Below are 24,782 nucleotides of genomic sequence, written 5' to 3'. Positions count from 1 at the left end.
TCAGCCCTTCCTCGGCTCGGGGATGGCCTGGAGGAGTTCGGTCAGGTTGGCGCCCGTGATCTGCGACCAGGCCGGGGAGCGGTGTGCCCAGGTACGGGCAGCGTTCTCGGCGGCTTCCGAGGAGACGTAGAAGGATCGGGCGCGGTACCAGTGGCCGTCCTGGCCGGCGACGATCGCGACGCCGGGCGTCTCGGAGGGGATGGCGCGAGCGGAGGCGAGCGCGGCGGGGTCAAGGTCGCCGAGGGCCATGGTGGCGGTCTCGGGGTCGTTGACGCGGTGGCAGATCCGTCCGGAGCACTGAGCGCGCAGCGCCGTCACGCCAGGTCCGAGGTCGGAGCCGATGCGCTGGCCGCAGCAGAACAGGTAGATGCCGAAGGCTCGCCCGAGCTGTGCCACGCGGAGGAGCGCGGTGGACGTGCGAGCTACTTCGTTTCGCAGTCCAGGAGCTCCTTGGACATTCATGGATCTCTACGACGATGCGCTACATCCACGTGCACGGAACCCGCGTCGAGGATGCGATCATGCGCGGGCAGGAACGCGCCGCCCAGCGGTGGGAAGGGCTGATTCGATGAAGTGGAACTTGCGCTTGGCGGCGGCAAACCGGGGCATTTGGAAGGCCAGCGAGCTGCGACGCATGCTCGCCGAGCGCGGCGTGGAGATGAGCGTCGGAAAGATGTCTGGGCTGTGGTCGGGTCGGCCCAACGTGCTGCGTCCAGAAGAACTGGACGCGTTCTGCGCGGTACTCGGTTGTGACATCAGCGAGCTGATCACTGCTGAACCTGAGGCTGTGCCGGCACCCCCATCGAGGTCGGAGGAACGCAGCGTCGTCGGCCAGGACGGCGCCTTCGTGGACTCGACCCGGATGGTGAAGCCGAGGGCGCAGACGGGTCGGTCGCTTCCGCCACGGTGAAGGAGGAGCCAGCCGGCGGGCTATGCCCGGGGTGCGGAGGCCCGATCGAGTCCAGCACGAGCCGCCGCGGCGGACGACCGCGCCTGTATTGCCGTTCTTGTCGGCCATCGCGAACCGAGAAGCGGCGTACTCTTCCTGGCCAACAGGCCAGCGAACCATGCCGGACATGCGGGGGCGTCGTGGACCACGATGTCTCCGTGCGTCGCGGTGGGCGGCCCCGGCTGAACTGCGAAGGGTGTCGGCCAGCAAGGACCAGTCGGCAGCCCGCATCAGCGGTTCGCCTCGACGACGTGATCGGTGACGTGACCATTTCGTTCACTCACCGCGCCGTGCTGCAGAGGGTGGCCGAGTCCGCCGAGGCAGCGAGCTGGAGCGCCCGAACTCTCCGGCCGGCGCTGGCTGGCCTGGTCCGCATCTTCGATGGGCACCCGGATGGACAGCCGGTCCGCCGTAGTCAGCTGAACACTGAACTCGGTGGTTCGAGCGGCGCCCGGCTGGCGCGCATGGTCCTCGACGAGGCGGGCCTCTTCCTCGACGACACCGTGTCCACGATGCGGCTGTGGGTCGAACGCCAAAGCGGCCTGCTTCCGAAGGGCTTTCGCGCCGACGTCCGTACCTGGCTGATCGTCCTGCTGGAGGGCAGTGCGCGCACCAAGGCTCGATCGGAGTCAACGCTCTATGCCTACTTCGGACGAGTCCGACCACACCTCCTGGCTTGGTCGGAAACCCGAAACCAGCTGCGTGAGATCACCGAGAACGACGTCTCCCAGGTGTTGGACGCGTTAAGCGGCCACCAGCGCGCTGGCACCTTCACCGCATTGCGGTCACTGTTTCAGTTCGCCAAGCGCCACCGCCTGATCTTCGCAGACCCGACCCGCCGCTTGAGCGTCGGCCGGGCGCCAGGGCGCGTGTTGCAGCCCATGACGGACGCGGAGATCGCCGAAGTGAAAAGGACAGGGGTGACGCCAGAACAGCGCTTAGTCGTCGCCTTGGCCGCCGTCTACGCCATGCGCGCGAGCGCCATTCGCCACCTGACTCTTGACGACATCGACCTGCCCAGGCGGCTGATCCGGCTCCGTGGCCATCAGCAGAAGCTATCCGAGTTCGCGCACCGCGCCCTCGTCGACTGGTTGCATGATCGCCATCGCAAGTGGCCGCATACGCCCAACCGCCATGTCCTGATCTCGTGGAAGTCCGCTGCCAGCACCGAGCCCGTCAGCGACTACTACCTGACCTGGCGTCTACTGCTTCTCGGCGTCCAGCTTGAGCAGATCCGAGGTGACCGCGTCCTCCAGGAAGCACTCGTGGTCAACGTGGACCCGTTGCACCTGGAGCTGGTCTTCAATCTCAGTTCGCAGACCGCCATCGAGTACGCGGACATTGCCCGAAGTCTGCTGGAGCGACCTATCGAGGCCGCACAATCAGTCTTTTGACGTTTCGTAAGGGCAGTGCTCTACTCCCCTGCCATGACAACTCTGACGAACCTTCAGCCCGCTCCTGTCATCGACGAGACAGCCCGACTGCTGACCGAGCACTACGTTTTCCCTGAGATAGCCGAGCAGCTCGCCGACCTGCTACGACGACGCCTCGCCGAGGGCGCTTATGACGTCGACGGTGCCGAGGAACTCGCCCGTCTGGTCACCGCGGACCTGCAGTCCGTCAACGACGACAAACACCTGAGACTGAAGCACCACGCCGACCCGGTGTCCCCCGAGCAGGGTGCGGCGACCCTGGAGTCCATCCGCCGGGACTTCGACACCTCGCTGGGCGGTGCGCCCCGGCTGGAGTTGCTCGACGGGGGGGTCGCCGTGGTGGAGCTGGCGCCGATGCTGTTTCCGCTGGGGTGGGCCGCCGAACCGCTGAGCGCCGCGCTCACCCTGGCCTCCCGCGCCCAGGCCCTGATCGTGGACCTTCGCAACAACCGGGGCGGCGACCCGGACACCGTCGCCTTCGTCTGCAGCTACCTCCTGGACGAGCGCACCCACCTCAACACCATGTACTGGCGCCGCGGCGAGCGCAGCGAGCAGTCCTGGAGCCTGCCGCACGTTCCCGGCGCGCGTTTCGGCGGCAGCAAACCGTTGTACGTGTTGTCCAGTGACAGCACCTTCTCCGCCGCTGAGGAACTGGCCTACGACCTGCAGCAGCTCGGCCGCGCTGTTGTCGTCGGCGAGCCCACCCGCGGCGGCGCACACCCGTGCAAGGGCTGGACCGTGCACCCACACCTGGAAGCCACCGTCCCCACCGGCCGCGCCATCAACCCCGTCTCCGGCACGAACTGGGAGGGCATCGGTGTGCAGCCGGACGTCCTTTGCGCTGCTGCGGAATCCCTCGACCAGGCACACGCACTGGCCCTCGCCCGACTGGCAGGCTGACGCAGTCCAGCTCATCGACAGTGTGATACCAAACGTCGTTCGTGATCAAGGCGACTGGAGCTTCGGGCCCGGTACCAGACCGCGCTGAGGTTGGTACCAAAACTCATGCTTCAAATTAGGCGCCCCCGGGGTGGGGCCAGTTCTCACCGGACATGAATCCGCTTCACCCCGGTAGGGTCAGCGGACTTCGTCAGGTGGACCCAGAATTCGTTCCTCAACTCAGGCGTGTTGAGCTGAACTCCACCCAATCCTGACTTTGAGCTTCCGAAGTCCAGTGGGTTCCGTCGTGAAGACCTTCATTCACGCTGAACCCACTGCAGTCAGCGGAGCAAGATAGGCATCAGGGCCCCTGATCCCTCAGGGGGTCGCGGTGCGTCGGGGTGGTCAGCGATCAGACGGTGGTGCGTCCGGCGGCCGTTCTGCCGGGACGGCGAGCCCTTCGGCGGTCATCTGCGCCAGGACCCGCCTGACGCTGTCGACGTCCGCGCCAGCGATGGCGGCCAGTTCCTCCGCCGGATACGGCCCGGCGCCGTGGCGGTCGACGACCGCGAGGATGGCCCCGAAGGTCGCCAGGTCGCCCAGCGGTTCCAGCGCCCGGACCACCTCATCCAGCCACGCGACATCCTCACCGGCCCGCGCACGTCGAACGCGATCGCGGCGCGCGTGCGCCAGCAGCTCGGCGGCGTTGGCGGTGACCTCGGTGAGGTGGCGCTTCCGCTCGGCCTCGTCCACGCTTTCCACGTTGCGCCTGGTCAGCGTGCGCTTGTTGAGCGTCGAGATGGTGACAGAAGGCGGCGACAAGTTGTGTCAGTAACGGTACGTAGCTAAGCGCCTGCGTTCTCCAGCCGTTTCCTCTGGGGCATTGGTGCCAGTCGCCGCCGTGATCCAGGGGGAGGGCGCACGTGTACGGTCTCCGGCGACTTCTTCGGCCTGGCCTGGCCACACACCGGATCGGTGGTGGCGGAAGGGATCTCGATGGCGAACCGTACGGCGTCCTCAGGCACGCTCGGTTGCGCGAACCCTCACCGAAATGGGGCAAACACACCCCTAGGGTAGATCAGATGACCCCCGCCTTCCGTCGTTACGTCACCGCCGACGGCTTCAGCCAATTCGGCACCCAGGTCACGCGCGTGGCCCTCCCGCTGGTCGCGCTGCTGGTGCTCGACGCGGGCCCGTTCGAGCTCGGCCTGCTCAGCGCCGCCGAGATGATCGGCTTCCTCCTCTTCGGGCTGCCCGCCGGCGTGTGGGTCGACCGGTTACGCAGGAAGCCCATCCTGGTAACGGCCGACGTCCTGCGCGCGGTCGCCCTGGCCTCCATCCCGATCGCCGCGCTGTTCGACGCGCTCACGCTGGCACAGCTCTACGCGGTCGCCGTGATCGTCAGCATCGGCACGGCTTTCTTCGACGTCGCCCACCTGAGCTTCCTGCCCTCCATCGTGACCAAGGAGCAACTGCCCAAGGGCATGGGAACCCTGGAGTCCGTGCGCAGCCTCTCCGTGCTCATCGGCCCGGGGCTCGGCGGCTGGCTCGTACAGGCGCTCACGGCGCCCATCGCCATCGTGGCCGACGCGGTCAGCTACATGATCTCCGCCACCCTGCTGGCGACCGTCAAGGCCAAGGAGACCCCCTCCGGGGGGCGCGTGAGCCTGATGGAGGGCCTGCGCTACGTACTCGGCCACCCCATCCTGCGCCTGATCGGCCTCGTCGGCGCCATGAACATGTTCATCAACGGCATCTGGGCCATCGTCCAGCCGTTGTACCTGGTCGACGAGCTGGGCGTGAGCGCGACGGCCTACGGCCTGATGATCTCGGGCGCGGGGGCAGGCGGCCTGCTCGGCGCACTCCTCGCGCCACGCGTGATCGCCCGCTTCGGTCACGGCCCCACGATGTACGGCGCAGCCGTCCTCATGCTGCCGCCCCTCGTGCTCGTCGCCTTCACGGGACCCGGCTGGCGGCTCGCCCTGTACCCGATCGGCATGGCGCTCCTCTTCCTGGTCGCGGTCATGCTCAACGTCGCCCAGGGCAGTTACCGCCAGGCGATCTGCCCCGAGGCCCTGCGCGGCAGGATGAACGCCAGCCTCCGTTTCCTCATGTGGGGTTCGCTGCCGCTCGGCGGTGTCGTCGGCGGGCTGCTGGGCGAGGCCGTCACCGTTCACCAGCTCCTGTGGATCGCCTGTCTCGGCACCGCGGCGGCCCATCTACCCTTCGTGCTGGCTCCCGCCGTACGGAGGCTCAAGATCACGGACGACGGCGGCCGTGTGGACGCCGACGCCAAGGAGGACAGCCGCGCGTAGGTCGTCCTGGAGCCCGTTCGCCGAGCCGCCATGGTGGCGCCGGCCGCGCCCCGACAACGAGCGGTCGCAGTCGCACAGGCCGCCTTTTCGATGATCGACGGCACCTTAAAATGGCGCGCCGCCCGCGCCGGGATGACTCCCCGCGCCTACGCCGCCCACACCGTCACCACCACCGCCCGCCACGCGCTGATCCTGCTCCCCGCCACCGACCGCGAACGCCTCGCACCGTCCTAACCGCCCGCCACGATCGCGTCCTCACCGACACCACCTGGGCGCAGGTCGCCGCCCGCCTTCTGGACGCTGCGGGCATCGCCCCGCTCGGCGACCTGTTCGCCTGTCGATGGATCGCTCTTCGGCACGCCCGCGACCACATCCACCTTGTGGCCACCCTCGCCCGCCAGGACGGCCGCCGCCCGAACCTGCGCAACAACTTCTATCGGATGCGCGATGTCTGCGACCTGATCGAAGCTCAGCTCGGGCTGGCCCCTGCCCGATGGCCGGGCCGCAGCGCCTCAGCAGCGTCACGCACTGTGATGCCTTCCACTGACACTTCATGACGCCTGGACTGTCATCTGCTGTCGTTTCTCACTGACATCTCGTGACGCCCAACATCGGGGTCAGGTCGTCCACGCCGCATCTCTTGTTGAGCGACAGGATTCTGACTGTGCGCGCGACAAGAAGTGTCAGTAGCGTTCCGTGACGGGGTGCCCAGTGACGGGATCGCGTAGTTACGTCCGGCTGAACCACCGGCGACGTCAAGGCGGTTCGTGACGGCACCACGCAGCGATCTCCCAGGACCATCACGCCGATTCCTCTTCATGAGCGGAGCTGTCTTGCCCTGCCGATTGGCTCCTTGGGGGTGATGGGTGGTGCGGTAGCGGCGCCTCGCTTGTCTCCTTGTGCTCAGCCCGTTCAGGGCGGGTCAAGACGCTGCTGCCGTCAGGGCCGGGCTCCATCTGCCAGCCCGATGGCCACACATGATTCGGATCGTCAGCGATTTCAGTCCACTCGGCCTTGTCCATCCTGGATCCGGTGAACTGGGTGATGACCACCCCGTTGAACACGGAGTCGGCGGCGAAGGTCGCCTCATCGAACCGGGCGAACTCGGTGAAGGCCGCGTCCTCGAACTGGGCGTCTGCGGCGAAGGCCACCCTGACGAACAGAGCGTAGTCCGCGAAGGTCGCCTCGTTGAACCGGGCGTTCCCTGTGAAGCTCGCCCCATAGAACAACGCCTCCTCGGTGAAGGTCGCCTCCTCGAAGTCGGCGTCCCTGATGAACGCTGCTGTGTGGAACCAGGCCCCCTCGGTGAAGCTCGCCCCGTAGAACGACGCCTCCCCGGTGAACGTCGTTTCCTCGAAAACAGCCTGCCTGGTGAAGACCGCCGAGATGAATGAGGCATCCCCGACGAAGGTCGCCCTGTTGAACCGGGCTTCTGCCAGATGGGCGTTGTTGAGGTTGAAGTCGATGAGGGTGGCGCCGGTCAGGTCGATGCGCATGCCCGGCCAGAGGCGGGCCGGGGCGGGGAGGTCAGCGCGCTGCTCGGGGCGGCGCTCGTCGCGTAGGTGCTCGGCAAGGATGGTCTGGGCGGTCAGTCGGACCTGTCGTTCCCCTTCGGGCGCCCAGTCAGGATCGGCAGAGGGGGCGCTCAGCCAGGGCCCTGGCGTCGATACAGCTAGTCGCCTGGCGTCGGGATCTTTGGGCGGGGTGAAGGGCATGCGTAGGTAGGCGCAGATGACGTTGACGATCGTCTGCCGGTGGGCGGGGTTGTCTTGGGCCAGACGCTCCAGGGCGTACAGGCCTGCCAGACGGACGGCGGGCTTGTCATGGCCGAGTTGTTCGGCGGCTTTGGTGTACAGGTCGGTGACCCGCCGTTCGGTGGCGTCATGGGTGGTGTGAGCGGTGGTGATCTCCTGATGGCGCTGGCGGCGGAATGCCAGGGCCAGGGTGATGGCAGCACCGACGCCAGCGCCAGCGGCCAGTGCGGTGCGCACGGCTTCCCCGCGTGCGCTGCCCGCCTGCCCCGGTGGGTCCGATGGCAGGCCGGTCAGAAGCCACCACATGGTCGCGGCAACCGTGCCGCCGACCAGCAGCACCGCTGGCAAGATCCACAAGGCGGCGGCGCGGGGCGTTCGCGGGGGTTCGGGCGGAAGAGCGCGTTCAGCTGGGCGGTGGCGCGATAACCAAGGCATATGGTCATTCTCATCCGGCCCCTGGCCCCGTCCCGCCATATTTTGGGGTGCCGGTAAGAATCGCGCCACACGGCCCAAAGCGACGTGCGTAACCGGGAGCCCCGGGGCGAAGCAACGTGACCTGCGGAAACGTCCCGTGCAGCGTTATCGCGCCGCAGAGCGCCGGACTCACCCCCGAACGCCCGGACCGAAACCGGCCCCGGCAGACGGCCGCGGTTGCCCAGCGTGACCTGCGGCGACGGTTATCTCGTGTGACTCTTAGTAGTCAGTCATGTGTAGCAAGTAGGGTTGGCGCGTACTTGCCTCACCAGTATTCAGGGGTCTTTAGGCATGTCAGGCATGTCAGGTGCGCTGCCTCGGTACTACCGCCCTCAGCGGGACGCTGCACCAGTTGCGGCACTCGGCGCTGACCCACGCGGCCGAGGACGGCGCCAACACCTCCACGCTGCTCGCGTTCTCCGGACACACCTCGGTCGTCTCCTTGGCCCGCTACGCCCGGGTCTCTGGTGAAGCGCTCGCGCGCTGGCAGGCCGGGCGCGATCCTGCCGCCCGAAAGCGGTGAGGGTGCCGGGAAGGGGCGGAGTCAACGGTGTGCGGCCCACACCAGCCCGGCCAGCTAGGTGAACGCGCTGTCGGGAGATGGCCGGACTGCACCGTTCGATCAGCACCACGTCGCGCGGGCGGCCGCCTGACTGACCGCGCCGCCCGCGACCGCGGGCTTGGGGTTTGCCGAGGCCGCGGCGGGCGTAGAAGTCGTATGGCTGGTTCCGTAGCTGACAACGGACAGCGTTTGTCGGTCGGCTGCGACAGCGATCGTTTGTGGTGGAAGGTGATGTCGCTGAGAAGTGACAGCGCTCTTGGGCTTGCGGTGGGAGCCTGAGTGTGCGCCACAGGGTGAGGGGGCGCTGTGCAACCGAAGTCCAAGGTCGAGTTGTACGCGGCGATCCGCTGCGATTCCCGCGCAGGGCTGGCGAGCAGGGCCTTGCAGCGCAAGTACGGGGTCGGCTTCCGCACGGTTGAGAAGGCGCTGGCCTCCGATCTTGACGTGGGCCGAGGAGCGGCCATCGTCAACGCGCCGAGGAAGAGCTCCCGCCAGCGCACCGTCGATTTGACCAGCACCAACCCACGGCGCATCAGCCGAAGTTAGCAGCGTTACGCTTGAATGTTACGTTCGTTACATGGACGTCGAAAGAGAGCGTCGCGACTGGGTGCTGGTCAGCATCTCCACCGGCGCGGTGGCCTCGCTGCGGGTGCACGTCTGGCGGCAACTACACAAGCTGGGTGCGGTCTATGTCCAGCAGTCGGTCTGCATCCTGCCCGACCGCCCTGCGGTGGGCCAAGCGCTGGCCCGCCTCCTTGCCAGGGTCCGCGACCAGGGTGGCCAAGCCCGCACCCTGCGTCTGCAGCTGAGTGACCCGCAGGAGATCGAGGCCCTGGTGGCCGAGCAACGCACCGAGCGCGACGCCGAGTACGCCGAGGTGCTCGAGCGGGTTCCGCAGTTCCTGGCCGAGCTGCAGCAGGAGACCGCGCGCGGCCGCGCCACCTACGCCGAAGTCGAGGAATCCGAAGCTGATCTGGAACGGTTCGCGCGCTGGCTGTCCGCGATCGAGGCCCGTGACTACTTCCAGGCCGCCGGCGGCGACGCGGCACGGGCGGCGGTGCAAGACTGCCGGACCGCGCTGGCCACCTTCGAGCAGGCCGCCCTGGCCGCCGACACCACCGCGGAACCGGCCCGTCCGGCCTGGCCCGCCAAACGGCGGCTGCGCGCCGCTGATCAGGACTAGAAGGGGAGCCTGCATGGGATGGGACATCCTCATCGGCGGCGTCGTCGCCATCGCAGTCAGCTGGGTCGTGCTGATCATCGCCTTGGCCGTGGTCCGCCCGAAGGGGCCGCTGCTGACCGAGGCATTGCGCATCCTGCCCGACCTGCTGCGGCTCCTGCGCCGCCTGTCCGCCGACCGCACCCTGCCCCGCGGGGTCCGGATCCGGCTCGGCCTGCTTCTGGCCTACCTGGCCTTCCCGATCGACCTGATCCCCGACTTCATCCCCATCCTCGGCTACGCCGACGACGCCATCATCGTCACCATCGTGCTGCGCGGCGTGGTCCGCCGCGCCGGCCTCGAAGCTGTTCACCGACACTGGCCCGGCAGCGCCGACGGCTTCACCGCCCTCTGCCGACTCACCGGACTCGGCAACGCCCCCGCCCAAGATCAGTAACGGGCACCGCAACCGCTGCTACTTCTCACCGACATTTCGGCAGCGCGTCACCCCTCAGCGCTGTCCAAACTGACCGTCAAACGCTGCTACTCGTCATCGACGAAATCATATGGCCGACAGGTAGGTGTCGATGGCGTTGGGGGCGCGTCGGCCGTTCTTCAAATGGCGGCGGAAGTCGCGTACCGCGCCGGTGAGCGGGTCGCCGTCAAGCGCGCCAGCGTCGGCTTTACTTCGGCACAGATCGGCGCGACCTTGTGGCTGCTGTGCGCCCGCGACGCCAGCCACCTCGCCGACCTTCAGGCCAGCTTGCCCGCCCTCACCCGCCGTGCCGTCCAGACGCGGGACGTGTCGTACCTGAGCTACTGCTTCGACCCCGCCGAAGACACACCACCTCGCCATCCCGTCGGGCAGGCGTCTGCGCGCCCTCTTGCGGGCCGTAGCATCACCGCGACGCCCCGGACGCCGGGCTGGCCGGCCCTGCCCTCGGCGGACTTCACCGCCTTCCTGGCCGCCTGCCGCCGCCACCTTCCTGGCCACACCTTCACCCCCGTGGCCGCCGAGTTCTACACCATCGCCGCCCGCACCGACTCCTGGACGCTCACGCACCGCGACCTGGCCGCCGTCTCCGACGCGGTGTTCACCGCCCACCTGGCCGCCTGGCTCCGCGACCACATCCTCGGCCCCGCCGACGACGCCATGCACGCCCTCATCCGCCTGCGCGCGGTCCAAGCCGCCCTGTTCCTCCACGGCATCCTGCTGCGCTGGGACCCCAGCGCTCTGGGACCGGCGCCCGCCCAGCGACTGCCCGGCACCCTCACCGCCCCGATCGCCCACCGGCTGTCGGTGATGTGCCGCACGGAGCTGGCCGCGGCGACCGCGCTGTCGCTCCACCTCAACCACGGCCCCACCTACTTCGAGACCTTGCGCTGCGCCGACATCAACCCCGACACGGTCACCATCACCACCCCCGACCACATCGACGACCACGACATGCTCCCGACCAACCCCAAGCACCGCCGCCCCTGGCCCGTCGTCAGAGCGCGGTTCTTGGCCGACGCCCGGCGCGAGCTGTCGCTGGGCACCACCGTCCACCTGCCCGCCGCGGCCGGCTGGCTGCTGGCCGCGCACCTGGCCCACCGCCGCCTCCAAGGCGCCGGCGACAACGACCCGTTCTTCCTTTACGAGAGCGAACCGCACCGCTCCCCGGCCGCCGCCCTGACCCAGGGCATCCGCCGTACCTGCCAGACCCTGCAACTGGCCACCCCGCCCTGGCTGCACACCGGCGACTGCAAGTTCGGCGCCGACCGCGGCCTGGTCCAGCGCACCCAAGGCTGGCTCACCGAACGCTGCCTGACCGTGTACCTGCTCGACCCGACCGGCCTGCCGCACGTCGAACGCCCCAGCACCTACCAAGGCCCCGAGTGGTGAACCAGGCACCCGGGCCGGAGCCGGGCGCCAGCCGATGACGAAGGAGAGACGGTCGTGGACCACCACCTGTTCCAGGTCCGCCTGCAGACGGGTGCGCTCACCATCTGGGAACTGGGCGATCTGCTCGGCATCCATCCTCACCTGCTGCACACGATGCAGCTCGAGTACCTTGCCGAGCTCCCCGTCAAGACCGTCATCGAGCTGGCCCGCCGTCTGGACATGCACCCGGCCGACATCGTCGCCGACCTCGACTCTGTCCTAGACAACCCGCGCGACCTCGAACCCCATATGCCCCGCCAGCAGAGCGGCGAGCTCGCCGACGACGCCCAAGCTCTGCTCGGCGCTCTCGCGCACGCCGCCGTCCCGCTCCTCATCGACGACGTCGCCACCGCCCTGCAGTGGGACCTGCAGCGCGTCTACGCCGCCCTCGGCCACGCCCGCGCGCACCCCGAACTCGCCGGGCCGTACACGATCGAGCGCATCCCGCCCGAGACCTACGCCCTGCGTCCCCGCCTGGATCTGCTCAGTCGCGCTCAGCAGCAAGCCATCCACAGCGTCGCCGACTACCACCAGCCCCTCACCGAAGCCGAGGCGACGATGCTGCTGTCGGTCATCTGGTGCGGACGCTCCCCGGAATACGCCGCCTTCCGCGCCCAGCACCTGGGGCTCGAACGCGAGCTGAGGCTGTGCGGGCTCATCCGCGACAAGGGCGTCCCCACCAAGGCGGAGGCCTCCGCCGACGTCCAGTACAGCCTGCGCCTCACCCGAGGCGACCACCTCATCGATCCCGACAGGCCCTTCGCCGAACCACCGTGGTGGCGACGGCCGCGCCTGGACGACGGTCAGCACCTCGAGGAGCAGCTGTACGGCGGGAGCGAAGTCGACGGCGACTCGTGGGATCCGTCGCCGCCGGACTTGGCGTGGCTCGACGAACAACCTCCCGCGGGAGATCACAGCGCGTAAGCCTCACTGCCATCAACTTGACGCGAGCCACTGTCACCGACTTGTCGTTCCCACTGTCACGAACCTGGCGCTCAACAGCGCTGTCCACCACCGGCCAGGCAAGGACAAGATCATCCCGGCCCGCTTTGCGGAGCAAGTTAGTAGATAAGCCTGGCTAAACGGGCGAGACCCGTTCCGAGATCGTGGCCCGCTGCGCGGAGCAAGTTGGTGCACAACTCGGAGAAAACTCCGGATCGGGGTCTTGAGCAGGGCGCCCGCCGTACGGCAATCCGGGTGATCTCCTGGGTGGTGGTCCGGGGGACGATGCGGATGAGTTCGCCGTTGTCGTGGATGGTGATGTGGGTGTCGTCCACGGTCACTTCCAGGATCTTGCGTGCGTGGATCCGGCCGACCTGGATGCGTTGGCCGACGATCTGGAAATGGCCACGGCTGGAGACCACACGCTGGACGGTGACCGGCCCGGTGGGTGAAGCGGGCGGTGGACCTGCAGGGCGGACGCCGCGCAGGGTGACGCATTCGGCGTGCGCGGGATGCGGTGTGGCCTGGTCCACGCGTCGGAGACCAGGCCGCCGGTGTCAGTCCTCTGTCAGTCCCCGGCCGCTCGCTCGCGTTCGTATGCGGCGTTGATGCGCAGCGCTTCGGCGAGTTGGTCTTCCAAGATGATGATGCGGCAGGCGGCTTCCACGGGGGTGCCCTGGTCGACGAGTTCCCGGGCGCGTGCGGCCAGGCGAAGCTGGTAGCGGGAGTAGCGGCGGTGTCCGCCGCTGGAGCGTTTCGGCTCGATCAGGTGGGCGGCGCCCAGAGCCCGCAGGAAGGTGGGGGTGACGCCGAGCATCTCGGCGGCCGTGCCCATGCTGTAGGCGGGGTAGTCCTCATCGTCGAACCGGTCGTCGGCCGTGAGTTCGGCCGTATCCGTAATCCTGCCGCGAGTGAGCGTGTCACTCTCGGCAGCCGAGCGACGTTGATCCATACATTCCTTTCTCATCACGCGCACAGGGGCCCCGGCGCCTGTTGCGCCGGGGCCCCGAAGAGTTCAACACCATCTACCGGCCATCGGCCGGCTTACTGTTTTGCGCAACCGCCGTACTGAGCGGCGGTGATGCGCGGATCGCGGATGCGTGACCGTAGACCACCTTCCTATCTGTGGAACTGCGGTACCCGAGCGGCGAAACTTCAGCCGACAACGGGCGATCCCGATGGCGTCAACACTCCCTTCATCTTGCTCTTCCGGACCACTTGTTCAACTTCACCTTCGGCAGCGCGTCCACGCTCTGGGCCTCTAACCACTGCGCTGGCCCGTCACGTCCGACCTTCTGCCGTCAACCTTCCACCTTCGGCAGCGCGTCCACGCTCTGGGCCCCTTACCACTGCGCTGGCCCGTCACGTCCGACCTTCTGCCAATCAACTACCGACTTCATCCTGCTGTGGGCAGTTCGTCGTGGTGCTCGTGCTAACTGCTGCTGCCCAGGGGATCCGTTCCTTGCGATGTCAGAAACCATAGTGCCCACAGCGACGAATGTCTACCACGGCGACAACAGATTTTCGGTACGGGGTAACACCGACTTCCGACCGTTGCTGGAGCACGCCGCCAAGCCGGGGCGAAGAGTCAGACGATCGAGGTCCGCCTGCTACCGCGAGCACCAGGGCGACGTCGACCCGACCCAGAAAAGGCGCCCCGGACGGCCTCACGATCGCCATGCGATGGTTGCCGAACCAACGGGGCCGAGGGCGATCGACGGTCCGGTACCTCCTTCGTCGGCACCGGCCCACCGAGACCACGGGCTGACGCAGTCGAGCCGACCACCGGTCATGATCGAATGCTTAGACGTCGTCTCATTTGGTGAGTCGGCGGTAGCAGATGAGGGCTGCGGCGATGGCGACGAAGGATCCGAAGTGGTCGGCCCGGCGCTCGTGGCGGCGGTGCAGGCGGCGACAGCCGGCCAGCCAGGAGACGGTCCGCTCGACGACCCAGCGGTGTCGACCCAAGCGGCTGCTCGATTCGATCCCTCGGCGGGCGATACGTGGAACGATGCCGCGGCCGCGCAGGAAGGCTCGCAGATGGGGGTAGTCGTAGCCTTTGTCCCCGTGGAGTTTGCCCGGCCGGCGACGCCTTGGCCCACGGCGCGAACGGATCGGCGGAATGCTGCGCACCAGCGGCTCCAACGCCAGGCTGTCATGGGTGTTGGCCGCGCTGATCGCGACAGAGATCGGCAGGCCGGTCCGTTCGGTGATCAAGTGGATCTTCGAGCCTTTCTTGCCGCGATCGACAGGATTCGGACCCGTCAGCTCCCCCCTTTGGCCGCCCGGACACTGACCGAGTCGATCGCGCACCGCGACCAGTCCAGCTCGCCGCGGGAACCAAGCTCATCCAGGATGACCCGATACAGCTTGGCCCACACCCGGGCTCTGCTCCAGTCGGTGAAGCGGCGGTGCACCGTCTGCCAGGAAGCGCCGAAGCCTGGTGGTAGCTGCCGCCACGTGCAGCCTGTGGTGGCCACGAACACGATGGCCGCCAGGATCAGGCGATCATCAGCCCGCCGTCGGCCACCACCCTGCGGCCGCTTCGGCTCTCACAGACAGAGCGGAAGGTCGGCAGTTCGACCCTGCCCCTGACCACCACACTTGAGCAGCAAGGAAGCCCCGAAGCGAAGATCGCTCCGGGGCGTTTTTGTGTCCCCTGACGGCAACGCCAGGCGGACGATCGCTCCGTTGTGGCGCGGCGGACGACGGAGCCTTACGAGGCTCGGTCGTGGCCAGGCGGCGCATCGGCGCCGCGCCAATCACCCGAGGCCGACCACTGTCAACGGCTCGCCGGCGACAGGGTTACACCCGGTGGTTCTGGTCACCCGGCACTGCGCCGGTAGTCGATCGCCCGCTCGCTCTGCCCAGGGAACACCATGACCAGCAGGTGCTGGACGCCCTCGCCGTGGGAGATCCGATGTGGGCGCGCACCCGTTAGGGGCCCTCGCCGGAGACGGCCACGTTCGGGAGTCGCTTTCGGCGACGTGGCTCTGTACGTGAATTCGGGAGCCAGATGTCGGTCAGTGGCTCTGTGGCGCCTGGTGAGGCTCAGGCCGTGTTAGCGAATTCGGGAGCCGCCTTCATAGCCGTGATCACCAACCCCGCCCTGCGGCAGCGCCTGCCACCAGTCCATGCCCGTGACAGAACCGGTTTCGTCATCGACGGAAACGGGAGGTTTTCCCCGCTGCGGGGTCAGGGTCAGTTCGGGGTTGGGTCGGGATGATCCCCGTAGAACCGGGCGGGCTAGGCGGACAGACTCGGACTTGATCATCGGATTACGAGTGGAGATTCCCATGCGCCGTTCCTTGGCCCTGTCCCTGGCCGCCGCCGCGACGTTCGGTGTCGTCGCCCCCGCGCAGGCCGCCACCGCCGGGCCCGCCACGGGCCTGGACCGTGCCGCCCTGCGCGAGGCGATCACCGTGCGCCCGGACGACGGCGCCTCCGGTGTCGTGGCCGAGGTGCACAAGAACGGGCAGACGTGGCGGGGTACGTCTGGGGACGTCGTCACCGGTAAGCGCATCAGCCGCGTTGCTCACTTCCGGATCGGCAGCATCAGCAAGCCCATGGACGCGGTGATTCTGCTCCAGCTGTCCGCCGAGGGCCGGATCGACTTGGACCAAAGCGTCCAGCACTATCTGCCCGGGCTGCTGCCGGAGGACCGGTTCAAGGAGCCGATCAGCGTACGGCAGTTGCTCAACCACACCAGCGGCCTGCCCCATGACCTAGAGGGCGCCCCGGCCACCTCCCCGGACGAGGAGATCGAGCGCCGCCTCGACTACCTCACCTTCGACGAGGCGATCCAGCAGACGCTCCGCCCCGAGGGCAGGCCAGCTCCCGGCCCGCGCTTTCGCCCCGGCACCCAGCAGGAGTACAACTCCTTCGGCTACCGCGTCGCAGGCAAGCTCATCGAAGAGATCACCGGGCACCCGTACCAGTACGAGGTGACCGCCCGCATCCTGAAGCCGCTGAAGATGCGGGAGACCAGGGCCGCCGTGCCGGGCACCAGCACGCCCGTGCCTCGGCCGTACCTGCCCGGCTACCTGCCGAGGAGCAATGGCGAGCTGGTCGACGTCAACGTGCAGGGCGGGGTGCCCGCGAGCATGACCTCCACCACGGGTGACCTGGACCGCTTCATCTCCGGCCTGTTCGACGGTCGGCTGCTGCGCCCGGCACAGGCCGCGGAGCTGTTCGCCGTGCCGAAGGGCGCCGACGGCAAGCCGCTGCCGTACGCCAACGACTCCAACTGCGAGACCGGTCCCGGCAAGGGTACGGCCTGCTTCAGCGTCGGCCTGAAGTACGTGCCGCTGCCCGACGGCTCGGTCCTGTGGGGCAAGACGGGCTCCGACCCGGGTTACCGGAGCGGCGTCTTCGCCTCCCGTGACCTCAACCGGCGCGCGGTCTACTCGATGGGCACCTCGTCCTCCCTCAACAACGGCGCCCCGGCAGTGGCCCAGCGCCTGCTCCTAGCCGCCCTCGATAGCTGAAAGGCCGGACCGACCGGAATGGGCGTACGTCAGCGACTTGGTCTGGGAACCCGTCGCCCCGCCCACCGGTCTCCAGCCCGGTATCGGCCGGCTGGAGACATCGCCCCCACCGTTCACGACCGCGATGCATTGAAAAACCGCCGCGCGGACTGGCTGTCTGCGCATCCAGCCGGACTGTAGACACCGGCTCCGGCGGAGGGCAGCCGGTGGGCAGGTGCGCTTGCGTGCGGACGTTCGCTGGCCGTGTGCGATTCTGGAACTCAACCCTGAGGTGCACCTTGATGTTCGGGGACATGTGCCGTGTAGCGGCGGAGTAGTCCGGCCTTCCACAGGTTCCAGGCGGCATAAACCGTTGCGAGAAGGGCGAGGGTGCCCGAACTGAGGATCGCCGTCCGGGCGTCCAGGACGATGCCGGGTGTCCCGAGCAGAAATCCGAGAGCCACACAGGTGTTCACCAGTACGCGGAAGTATGCCCAGGCTCGCCCGTGCATGTCCGCAGGGATGTGGTGGTGGATGACGTTGCGAACGCCGACGTTGTGCGCGCCGTTGCCGAACCCCCCGGCGACAAAGACGATCGCGATAACGAGGGCGACTGGGACGAGACCCTCAATCAGTAGCGCACTCCCCATGAGCGCTGCGCCTCCCATGACCATGACGAGGTGCTGCCTTCCGACCCTGCCCCAGGCCCCGATGAGAGAGCCGGGCAGCGAACCGAGCGCCCATGCGGACAGGAGGAATCCGTAGAGAGTGTCGCTGCTGGTGATGTCGCGCAGGTAGAAGACCCCGGCGACGCCCTCGATGGAGGTGGCGAAGATTACGGCGGCGAGGATCGGCAGGAGCGGACGTATGACCGGTGACTGCCACATGACTTTCAGGCCGTCGAGAGCGCCCGTGAACGGGCTGGCGTTCACAGACATGCGCTGGTCCTTGCCGCCGGATACCACGCCCCAGATGACGAGAGAGACCACTATGAACGTCACCGCGTTGAATCCCAGCAGCCACGCGTTCCCGGAAGCGGTGTACAGCGCACCGCCCAGTCCGGGACCGGCCAGGGTGGAAAGTGACATGGCCGCGGTGAGCCCGCTGTTGGCCTTCTCGAGTCCTGCCTCACCGGCTACGGCAGGAAGATCGTCAACGCGATCCTGTACGTGGTGCGCTCCGGCTGTCCATGGCGGTACCCGCCCACCGACCTGCCGCCATGGCAGACCGTGTACTGGTACTTCCAGCAGTGGGAAGAAGCCGGCGTCACCGAGAACCTGCTGACCGAATTACGCAGGTCGGCCCGCCGGCCCGCCGGCAGGCCGGCCGCGCCGATGAGCCATCGGCGGGGATCATCGACTCGCAAAGCGTCAAGGGCGCCGACACAGTCGGCCGCGACAGCCGCGGCTACGACGCGAACAAGAAGGTCAACGGCCGCAAGCGGTTCATCGTCACCGACACCAGCGGCCTGCTGGTCACGGTCGCAGTGATGGCCGCAAGCCGGCAAGACCGTGACGGCGCCAAGACCACCTTGCTGTCGACGTACCTGAACACCCCGATCCGTCATGTCTTCGCCGACCAGGGCTTCGCCGGACGGCTGGTGGACTAGACCCATGACACACTGCGCACCACCCTGGAGATCGTGCGCAAGCCCGCTGCCCAGCGTGGGTTCAACGTCATCTCACGCAGGTGGGTGGTCGAGCGGACGTTGGCCTGGCTGACCGCCTGCCGCCGTCTGGCTCGCGACTACGAACGCGATCCCGCGGTGTCCGCGGCGATCATCCGCTGGGCCGCCATCGCCAGTATTGCCCGTCGCCTTACTCGCGACGGACCCGCCCAACGCCAGGCCCGTTACATCTGCGACTGACAGAGATGATCACCATCTCAAGCACCTAGGGGTGATCCGTCGCGGAACGCTCAGTTTGAGTCGGCCGTCTAATCGATCATGGACCTGCGATGCCTGAAACGCTCGCCCGCTCTGCTGTGCGCTCTGGCAGCGCCGTTGCTGTACGCCGGAGCGACCCTGATCGCGCTCCAGTTGGCCGTCCAGACGGGGCTCAACTCCTGGCACGAGCCCTGGAGCGACCTGCTGCCAAGCCGGCTGGGCCCCGCGATCGAGTGGGCGTGGACGATGATGCTCGGCATCACTCTCATCCTCGCCGTCGAGGCGGCCGTACTCGCCGCGCTGGGTGGCTCGCTGAATCGTCGCTCCACCGTCAGCGGCCTCGTGTCGTGCGCGGCCGCCAGCATGGTCTACCTGTTCACTCTCGCCCTGGCCGTATTGGGCACTTACGCGTTCGTGTTGTATCCCAATGGCGATTTCGATCTCGGGGATCTTTTCCCGGATTGGTACTTTCCTGCACTGATCGTCATCGCCGTCGTGACCCTCACCGCGCTGACCGTCTGGCTGTCCGCCGCGGTCAGGGAAGCCTCAGCCTCCCGATCGTCGACGCTGCGGCCACGGCGGCCGCATACGTGACATGCCGCGCTCCCCGAACATGTCCGCGGCCTGCCAACCGGCTCCGTGGGCTGATGCGACTCCCTCAAGTTGACCTTCTCAAACACCGCCATGATCGGCTCGGTCACAGTGCTCCCCGCTCTTCTGGCCCTGCTCGGCCACCGCGTCGACAAGGCTCGCATTCCCTGGCTCGGCCGCCGCCGTACCGCGGCCGATGAGTCCCGTTTCTGGACAGCTGTAGCGCGCACGGTCGTACGGCGTCCGCGGCTGTGGGGCGGACTGGCCGCTCTCGTCCTGGTCGTGCTGACTCTGCCGGCATTCGAGATGCGGCTCCAGGACGCGGCGGTCACCAATAGCTTGCCCCGAGAGGTCCCAGTCGTGGACGCCGCGATCCGCATGCAGGAGGCGTTCCCCGGCAGCCCGCTGCCGACGTGGGTGGTCATGTGGGAGAAGCGACCCGGTGCACTGGACGCCCCCGGCGTGCGGCATGCGGTGAAGGAGCTGGATCCGATCTCTACCGTGCGCGTCGGCCGGATCATGATCGCTCGCGTCCCACTGGCCGACTTCGGTACCGGCGAGGTGGCCAACCGATCCCTGGAGGAGTTGCGCGCCGTCAAGGCTCCGACCGCGCTCGGCTCACTGGAGGGCCTGGACTACGCGGTGGCGGGCAAGACCGCGTTCGCCTACGACTTCACCAAGCAGATCACTGAACGCTCGCCGCTGGTGATCGGTTTCGTGCTCGTGCTCGCGCTTGCACTGCTGGCGGTCTCGTTTCGATCCCTGGCGGTATCTCTGGTGTCGATCCTGCTCAACCTGCTGTCGCTCGGCGCCGCGTACGGTGTGCTGACCTGGGTGTTCCAGGATGGCCACCTGAGCGCGGTGCTCGGCTTCACGCCCTACGGCGCCGTGATCGGCTGGTTGCCGCTGTTCATGTTCGTGATTCTTTTCGGGCTGAGCATGGACTACCACATCTTCATTCTCAGCAGGATCCGGGAACGCCGCGCCGCCGGCGCCTCGGTGCGCCAAGCCGTCGTCACCGGGATCGGTGCCAGCTCCGGCGTCGTCACCAGCGCCGCCGTGATCATGACAGCTGCGTTCAGTGTGTTCCTGGTGCTGTCGGCGATCGAGTACAAAATGATGGGCCTCGGGCTCTCGGTCGCCATCCTGATCGACGCGACCCTTGTCCGGGGTGTTCTGCTGCCGGCCGCGATCACTCTGCTCGGCGAGCGGTTTGGCGCCGCCCTGCCACCGCGCCGCCCTGCCGCCACCTCGTCCGTGGCGGAAGTGGCTCGGACGCCGTCGGACTCGCCCATGTAGGCGTGTTCGAGAGGTCCCTCGCAGGATCTACCGGTATGGCGGATCGTCTACGGGCGGGTGTGAGCACGTCCGACAGCATCGAGGCCGAGTCGAGGCGTTGGATGTCGGGCGCGATCACGCGGCCGGGGTACGGCGCCGCGTGACGAACCGGGCGATCACCAGTGCGGCGCCGAGCAGGGCGCCTGCCCAGACGAGAGCCTGGGCCCACACCGTCGCCGAGGTCACCGCCAGGCTCGGGCCGGGCGGCAGGACGACCATCTGGGCGGCGGCGCCCACGGGTACGGACAGCCCTGCGAGCAGCCCGATCACCCCAGGGCGGCGGATGGAGGCGCCCACCACGCCCAGCGCCGAGCCGAAGACCACGCCGGCGCCCCACCACAGCACCGTCTCCTGCCAGAACCAGGACAGCGGCTCATCCCGGAGGAGGGCGTCCATGGCGTAGTAGGCGGCGGTGGCCGCCATCAGAGCCGCCACTCCGGCCAGGCCCGCACGGACGAGTCCACCGACCAGCCAGCCCACGCCGACCGCGAGCGCCGCCCAGGCCCAGCCGCTGTCCACGAGCAGACTGAGGACCTTGGCCGCGCCGCCCCACAGCGTGCCGTCAAGTGGCGCGCCCAGCCGGGAGTACGGCGAGGACAACGCGTTGACGAGCGAGGTGCCCGCACCGAAGGCGACACCGACCAAAGCCGCACCAAATGTCCGGTTCATGGAGGGAGGCTAGCGTTTGCGGCCTAGTCGGGATGCGGCGTCATGGGGTGAGGGTCTGAGCGACGAGGCGACGAGGCAGTGTCACGGATGTGGGTGAAGGAGCGCGCGTCCGCGATGCGATCCGTCTGCGGTGGTGCCGTTCGCGGAGCGCGGGCCCTCGGCGTGCGCGCGCGCAGCGGCCCGCGTGACGAGCCGCGTCCGGGTCCACCGCGCCATGACGCCGCGACGTTCCAGTTCCAGTACGGCGAGGAGGGCAAGGGCGGGCACGAAGCGGCTGACGGCCGCACCCCCGGCGAGGGCGAGGTACGGAGCGGCGGAGCGTGCCAGCCGCCGGAGCACGGGCGCGGGCCGCCCGTCCGCCGCGTGGCAGAGTGCGACGTGCACGGCCGCCCTGCCCGGCGTGGCGCCGTCCTCGCGCGCCGCCGGGACGAGTACGAAGATGACCAGCCCGGTCATCGCGTACGACAGGCCGGGCAGGAGATCCCGCAGGAGGGCATCGGCGGGCATCGGGCCACCCGTGACGAGCCGGTAGCCCTGGGCGGCGAGCAACCCGAACAGCGGCGAGGCGAAGAACCACACCACGCCATCGAGCAGCATGGCGAGCGCGAGCCGACCGGCGGTGGGCGACGCGAGGTCAGGACGGGGCGCCGGCCACGGATCCGGCAGCAGCCGGGCGGCCGGGCCCGCCAGCGCCCAACCGAGTCCGGCGCCGGCCGTATTGATGATCAGGTCGTCCAGGTCGAACAGCCGATACGCGCAGGGGTAGAGGCCCCACAGGCCGGTGAGCTGGGTCAGCTCGATCGCCAGCGAACCGGCGAGGGAGATCATCAGGGTGCGCGCGACGCCGAGCCCCTGCCGGTAGCGCAGGAAGAAGCCGAGCGGCACGAACAGGGCGACGTTGAACACGATCTGCAGCACCGACCTGCTGTACAGCATGGCCGGCAGCCCCCGTCCGGCGTTCTCCCTGATCACGTCCTGGATGCTCGAGAACGGCTGCCAGCGCGGCGTCGCGAGGCTCTGCCGGATCGCGCAGAAGTCCGGCGTCACCTCGGGCAGCGGAAACAGCGTGAAGGCCACCACGCCGCAGGCGTACAGGACGAGCACCGCCGTGACGAGACCCGACCATCGCCCGATGTGCCCGAAGCGGCCATACTGCCGGGACACGAAAGGCAGCAACAGCAGCGCGATGGCCAGCGGGGCGAGAAGCAAGGCGATTTTCGCCTGGGTCAGGTAGATCTCCACAAGCCGCGAAGTCTAACCAAAGAGGACATATCGCTATAAATCCCACACCAACTGCTGCTTCCAGCGCATTCCGAGGACGTTCGCAGCGGTAGCTCGAGGTGGCCGCCGTCTTGCCGTCCATGCGGAGCGGCAAGCGCCGTCGGCTCGATCGAGCCCGTTGTGCGTCCTGCGGCTCAGGAGAACAGCCTCAGTACGTCCTCCGACGTCAGGCACCCGGCCGTCGCCAGATCCAGGTTGGCCAGCGACGCGTGATGAGCCTCGTCGGTCGCGGCCGTGACGCAATCGCTGACCGTGTGGACGGTGAGGCCGAGGTCGGTGCCCTGCCTGGCGGTCTGCTCGACTGTGAGGTTGGTGGCGACTCCGGTCACCAGCAGAGTGTCGATCCCGCGCTCGGCCAGCCACTGGGGGAGGTGGTTCCCGGCCAGACCGGACAGCTTCTGGTTGTCGACGACGTGGTCAGCCTCGGTCACAGACCGCATCTCCGGGATCACCTGCGTCCCCGGAGCATCCGGGCGGAAGGACTCCTGCGCGTCGGCGACCGCGTTCATGAAGCCCGTGTTGCGGACGAGACCACCTTCACCCACAGGGACGGTGAACCTGGTGAAGATCACCGGTACCCCTGCGGCGCGCATGGATTGGTGGAACCGTACGGCACGCTCCACGACGCCGCTGCGAGCGACCGGCTCGCCGAGCATCGCGCCGAAGAACCCCTCGGGCTTGATGACGTTGATCTGCCAGTGGAGGGCGAGAACGGCGGCAGTCCGCGGATCGTAGGTCATGGTCATGATCATGCCGTACTTGAGCCTTCGTGTTCGGGCTTGTCCGCGAGATCATCAGCCGATTGCGTTTCACGGTGGAGAGTGGTCGCACGGCCGGCGGTCTCGACGCATGCGACCGTGGGGTCGCAAAATCGTTGGACAGCGCGGACACCCATGACCATCGTTGGCGGCATGCAACAGGAGGAGATCTGGGGCGTCGAGACCGCCCAGCGCTATGACACGCCGGGCACCGGCATGTTCGCGCCCGAGGTCCTGGGGCCGACCGTGGACCGCCTCGCCGAGCTCGCGGGCGACGGACGGGCGCTCGAGTTCGCCATCGGAACCGGCCGCGTGGCCGTGCCGCTCGCTGAGCGAGGGGTGCCCGTCACCGGCATCGAGCTGTCACCTCCGATGATCGACCAACTGCGGACGAAGGTGGACGAGGTTACGATCCCGGTGATCGTCGGCGACATGGCGACCGCCGTCGCTCCGGGGAAGTACACGCTCGTCTACCTCGTCTTCAACACGATCTCCAACCTGCTCACTCAGGCCGAGCAGGTCGCGTGCTTCCGCAACGCCGCCAGCCATCTCGCACCGGGCGGCCGGTTCGTGATCGAGCTCTGGGTGCCTGAGCTGCGCAAGCTTCCACCGGGTCAGCAGGCCACGGTCTTCCATTGCGAGCCCGGCTACATCGGCTTGGACACCTACGATGTCCTGCGTCAGCACGTCGTCTCGCACCACTTCAGGTTCGACGAGAGCAGGCAGGCCCGGCTGTTCCGCAGCCCGCACCGCTACATCTGGCCGGCCGAGCTCGACCTCATGGCTCAGTTGGCCGGGTTCGAGCTGGAGACCAGGCACGCCGACTGGACCGGAGGCGACTTCACCGCCGAGTCGCGCTCCCACGTGTCCGTCTACCGCATCCCGCCCAACCACTAGCTTTGCCGACGCCCTCTCGGAGTTGTGGTCGCCGGCTCGCGTGTGCGAGCAGGCGGTCAGACGTCGATTCAGGGTCGTGGCGGATCGCGAGCGAGCTTGCAGCCGCCGGGACGCTCGGGACGTTCGCCGGTCCAGCCGGCCTCGGGCGGCCATGCTATGTAGCGCATGACGCTGCCCTTGGTCAGCCCTTCGGTGGCCTCCCCCGCGGAGACGGTCGCCGCCAGCATCCTGATCCTCACCTGCCGGCAGTTCGCGGGACGGGCGCCTCTGGTGCACACCCGGTCGACTCTGTCCGGGGAGCCTGCCTGCCTCCAGGCCGGCTCGTCGGCGGGGGTGGCGGGCCTGACGTACTCCTGGCGCGACTCTGTCTGGACGACGTCGCCGACGTCACGCGGCTGCCACAGGTCGGACCGTGGCGGTGGATGCCGTGGAAGTGCGTGTCGAAGACCTGGTCGAAGCGGTCGCGGAGGTCGGGTGGATGGGCTAACTCTGGTGGTACGGCCATG

Annotated in this window: 26 protein-coding genes and 3 pseudogenes; 17 read left to right on the top strand and 12 right to left on the bottom strand. The window is 68.1% G+C overall.

Annotation, left to right across the window (positions count from 1 at the left end; translation table 11 throughout):
• Entirely contained in the window at window positions 1-396 is a 396-nt protein-coding gene (locus tag AB0B45_RS44440) for a hypothetical protein (protein ID WP_358143895.1), read from the bottom strand.
• On the opposite strand from AB0B45_RS44440, the gene AB0B45_RS44435 reads away from it, so the two are divergent.
• The 3 genes from AB0B45_RS44435 to AB0B45_RS44425 all read left to right on the top strand — a co-directional run bounded on the left by AB0B45_RS44435 (window position 368) and on the right by AB0B45_RS44425 (window position 3,282).
• A complete protein-coding gene (locus tag AB0B45_RS44435; protein WP_358143894.1) occupies window positions 368-910 on the top strand; it encodes a helix-turn-helix transcriptional regulator in 543 nt (180 codons plus the stop codon). The two genes, AB0B45_RS44440 and AB0B45_RS44435, sit on opposite strands and share 29 nt — an antisense overlap.
• A gap of 290 nt (window positions 911-1,200) precedes the next feature.
• Window positions 1,201-2,343 (top strand): site-specific integrase, encoded by a 1,143-nt coding sequence (locus AB0B45_RS44430; RefSeq protein WP_358143892.1) that lies wholly within the window; start codon window positions 1,201-1,203, stop codon window positions 2,341-2,343.
• A gap of 33 nt (window positions 2,344-2,376) precedes the next feature.
• Complete coding sequence (locus tag AB0B45_RS44425) at window positions 2,377-3,282, top strand: S41 family peptidase (protein ID WP_358143891.1); 906 nt, start codon at window positions 2,377-2,379, stop codon at window positions 3,280-3,282.
• A 384-nt stretch (window positions 3,283-3,666) separates the two neighbouring features.
• Here AB0B45_RS44425 and AB0B45_RS44420 read toward each other — a convergent pair whose 3' ends face one another.
• On the bottom strand, window positions 3,667-4,083 hold the full coding sequence (locus tag AB0B45_RS44420) for a hypothetical protein (protein ID WP_358143890.1): 417 nt from the start codon (window positions 4,081-4,083) through the stop codon (window positions 3,667-3,669).
• 260 nt (window positions 4,084-4,343) lie between these two features.
• Between AB0B45_RS44420 and AB0B45_RS44415 the strand changes: the two genes are divergently transcribed.
• Together AB0B45_RS44415 and AB0B45_RS44410 are read left to right on the top strand one after the other, a co-directional pair.
• Window positions 4,344-5,576 carry an MFS transporter gene (locus tag AB0B45_RS44415; RefSeq protein ID WP_358143888.1) on the top strand — a complete coding sequence of 411 codons (1,233 nt, stop codon included), beginning with the start codon at window positions 4,344-4,346 and terminating at the stop codon, window positions 5,574-5,576.
• Between the two features lie 90 nt (window positions 5,577-5,666).
• Entirely contained in the window at window positions 5,667-5,810 is a 144-nt protein-coding gene (locus AB0B45_RS44410) for a hypothetical protein (protein ID WP_358143887.1), read from the top strand.
• Here the strand turns inward: AB0B45_RS44410 and AB0B45_RS44405 are convergent.
• Both AB0B45_RS44405 and AB0B45_RS44400 read right to left on the bottom strand, forming a co-directional pair.
• Window positions 5,807-5,953 (bottom strand): hypothetical protein, encoded by a 147-nt coding sequence (locus AB0B45_RS44405; RefSeq protein WP_358143885.1) that lies wholly within the window; start codon window positions 5,951-5,953, stop codon window positions 5,807-5,809. The genes AB0B45_RS44410 and AB0B45_RS44405 overlap by 4 nt on opposite strands.
• A 423-nt stretch (window positions 5,954-6,376) precedes the next feature.
• Window positions 6,377-7,669: a pentapeptide repeat-containing protein gene (locus AB0B45_RS44400; RefSeq protein WP_358143884.1), complete on the bottom strand. Its 1,293-nt coding sequence runs from the start codon at window positions 7,667-7,669 to the stop codon at window positions 6,377-6,379.
• Window positions 7,670-8,111: 442 nt separating this feature from the next.
• Between AB0B45_RS44400 and AB0B45_RS44395 the strand changes: the two genes are divergently transcribed.
• From AB0B45_RS44395 to AB0B45_RS44370, 6 genes are all read left to right on the top strand, one after another.
• Entirely contained in the window at window positions 8,112-8,327 is a 216-nt protein-coding gene (locus tag AB0B45_RS44395; protein WP_358143882.1) for a tyrosine-type recombinase/integrase, read from the top strand.
• A 345-nt stretch (window positions 8,328-8,672) separates the two neighbouring features.
• A complete protein-coding gene (locus tag AB0B45_RS44390) occupies window positions 8,673-8,912 on the top strand; it encodes a hypothetical protein (RefSeq protein ID WP_358143881.1) in 240 nt (79 codons plus the stop codon).
• A gap of 31 nt (window positions 8,913-8,943) precedes the next feature.
• Window positions 8,944-9,549 carry a Chromate resistance protein ChrB gene (locus AB0B45_RS44385; RefSeq protein ID WP_358143880.1) on the top strand — a complete coding sequence of 202 codons (606 nt, stop codon included), beginning with the start codon at window positions 8,944-8,946 and terminating at the stop codon, window positions 9,547-9,549.
• A gap of 13 nt (window positions 9,550-9,562) precedes the next feature.
• Window positions 9,563-9,982: a DUF1232 domain-containing protein gene (locus AB0B45_RS44380; RefSeq protein ID WP_358143878.1), complete on the top strand. Its 420-nt coding sequence runs from the start codon at window positions 9,563-9,565 to the stop codon at window positions 9,980-9,982.
• Between the two features lie 162 nt (window positions 9,983-10,144).
• A complete protein-coding gene (locus tag AB0B45_RS44375; RefSeq protein WP_358143877.1) occupies window positions 10,145-11,410 on the top strand; it encodes a hypothetical protein in 1,266 nt (421 codons plus the stop codon).
• A 54-nt stretch (window positions 11,411-11,464) separates the two neighbouring features.
• A complete protein-coding gene (locus tag AB0B45_RS44370; protein ID WP_358143876.1) occupies window positions 11,465-12,373 on the top strand; it encodes a hypothetical protein in 909 nt (302 codons plus the stop codon).
• Window positions 12,374-12,510: 137 nt separating this feature from the next.
• Here the strand turns inward: AB0B45_RS44370 and AB0B45_RS44365 are convergent, their stop codons facing one another.
• The 3 genes and pseudogenes from AB0B45_RS44365 to AB0B45_RS44355 form a co-directional block, all read right to left on the bottom strand.
• Complete coding sequence (locus tag AB0B45_RS44365) at window positions 12,511-12,924, bottom strand: hypothetical protein (RefSeq protein WP_358143874.1); 414 nt, start codon at window positions 12,922-12,924, stop codon at window positions 12,511-12,513.
• A gap of 35 nt (window positions 12,925-12,959) precedes the next feature.
• Window positions 12,960-13,226 (bottom strand): MerR family transcriptional regulator, encoded by a 267-nt coding sequence (locus AB0B45_RS44360; RefSeq protein WP_138664095.1) that lies wholly within the window; start codon window positions 13,224-13,226, stop codon window positions 12,960-12,962.
• A gap of 980 nt (window positions 13,227-14,206) precedes the next feature.
• Window positions 14,207-14,940 (bottom strand): annotated as a pseudogene (locus tag AB0B45_RS44355) (IS5 family transposase); the annotation flags it as partial.
• Between the two features lie 747 nt (window positions 14,941-15,687).
• Between AB0B45_RS44355 and AB0B45_RS44350 the strand changes: the two are divergent.
• The gene (locus AB0B45_RS44350) at window positions 15,688-16,878 is read left to right on the top strand and encodes a serine hydrolase domain-containing protein (protein WP_358143873.1); all 1,191 of its coding nucleotides are present in this window, start codon (window positions 15,688-15,690) and stop codon (window positions 16,876-16,878) included.
• 260 nt (window positions 16,879-17,138) lie between these two features.
• On the opposite strand, the gene AB0B45_RS44345 is transcribed toward AB0B45_RS44350, so the two are convergent.
• Window positions 17,139-17,945, bottom strand: coding sequence for an MFS transporter (locus tag AB0B45_RS44345; RefSeq protein ID WP_358143872.1), 807 nt, complete (start codon window positions 17,943-17,945; stop codon window positions 17,139-17,141).
• A gap of 81 nt (window positions 17,946-18,026) precedes the next feature.
• Here AB0B45_RS44345 and AB0B45_RS44340 point away from each other — a divergent pair.
• The 4 genes and pseudogenes from AB0B45_RS44340 to AB0B45_RS44325 all read left to right on the top strand — a co-directional run.
• Window positions 18,027-18,077 (top strand): annotated as a pseudogene (locus tag AB0B45_RS44340) (hypothetical protein); the annotation flags it as partial.
• Window positions 18,077-18,724 (top strand): annotated as a pseudogene (locus tag AB0B45_RS44335) (transposase). The pseudogenes AB0B45_RS44340 and AB0B45_RS44335, both read left to right, overlap by 1 nt.
• A gap of 78 nt (window positions 18,725-18,802) precedes the next feature.
• A complete protein-coding gene (locus tag AB0B45_RS44330) occupies window positions 18,803-19,336 on the top strand; it encodes a hypothetical protein (RefSeq protein ID WP_358143870.1) in 534 nt (177 codons plus the stop codon).
• A gap of 90 nt (window positions 19,337-19,426) precedes the next feature.
• Window positions 19,427-20,632 carry an MMPL family transporter gene (locus AB0B45_RS44325; RefSeq protein WP_358143869.1) on the top strand — a complete coding sequence of 402 codons (1,206 nt, stop codon included), beginning with the start codon at window positions 19,427-19,429 and terminating at the stop codon, window positions 20,630-20,632.
• A 114-nt stretch (window positions 20,633-20,746) separates the two neighbouring features.
• On the opposite strand, the gene AB0B45_RS44320 is transcribed toward AB0B45_RS44325, so the two are convergent.
• The 3 genes from AB0B45_RS44320 to AB0B45_RS44310 all read right to left on the bottom strand — a co-directional run bounded on the left by AB0B45_RS44320 (window position 20,747) and on the right by AB0B45_RS44310 (window position 23,361).
• Window positions 20,747-21,340 (bottom strand): hypothetical protein, encoded by a 594-nt coding sequence (locus tag AB0B45_RS44320; RefSeq protein WP_358143868.1) that lies wholly within the window; start codon window positions 21,338-21,340, stop codon window positions 20,747-20,749.
• Between the two features lie 81 nt (window positions 21,341-21,421).
• Window positions 21,422-22,582 (bottom strand): VanZ family protein, encoded by a 1,161-nt coding sequence (locus AB0B45_RS44315; protein WP_358143866.1) that lies wholly within the window; start codon window positions 22,580-22,582, stop codon window positions 21,422-21,424.
• A gap of 173 nt (window positions 22,583-22,755) precedes the next feature.
• Complete coding sequence (locus AB0B45_RS44310; protein ID WP_358143865.1) at window positions 22,756-23,361, bottom strand: cysteine hydrolase; 606 nt, start codon at window positions 23,359-23,361, stop codon at window positions 22,756-22,758.
• Window positions 23,362-23,514: 153 nt separating this feature from the next.
• Here AB0B45_RS44310 and AB0B45_RS44305 point away from each other — a divergent pair, with 153 nt between their 5' ends.
• Window positions 23,515-24,276, top strand: coding sequence for a class I SAM-dependent methyltransferase (locus AB0B45_RS44305; RefSeq protein WP_358143863.1), 762 nt, complete (start codon window positions 23,515-23,517; stop codon window positions 24,274-24,276).
• A gap of 68 nt (window positions 24,277-24,344) precedes the next feature.
• On the opposite strand, the gene AB0B45_RS44300 is transcribed toward AB0B45_RS44305, so the two are convergent.
• Entirely contained in the window at window positions 24,345-24,554 is a 210-nt protein-coding gene (locus tag AB0B45_RS44300; RefSeq protein WP_358143862.1) for a hypothetical protein, read from the bottom strand.
• Between the last annotated feature and the right edge of the window lie 228 nt (window positions 24,555-24,782).

This window comes from Nonomuraea sp. NPDC049152 (genome assembly GCF_040648355.1).
Lineage (GTDB): Bacteria > Actinomycetota > Actinomycetes > Streptosporangiales > Streptosporangiaceae > Nonomuraea.
Note: the sequence above shows the minus strand (reverse complement) of the source record. Positions and strands in the feature narration are given on the sequence as shown.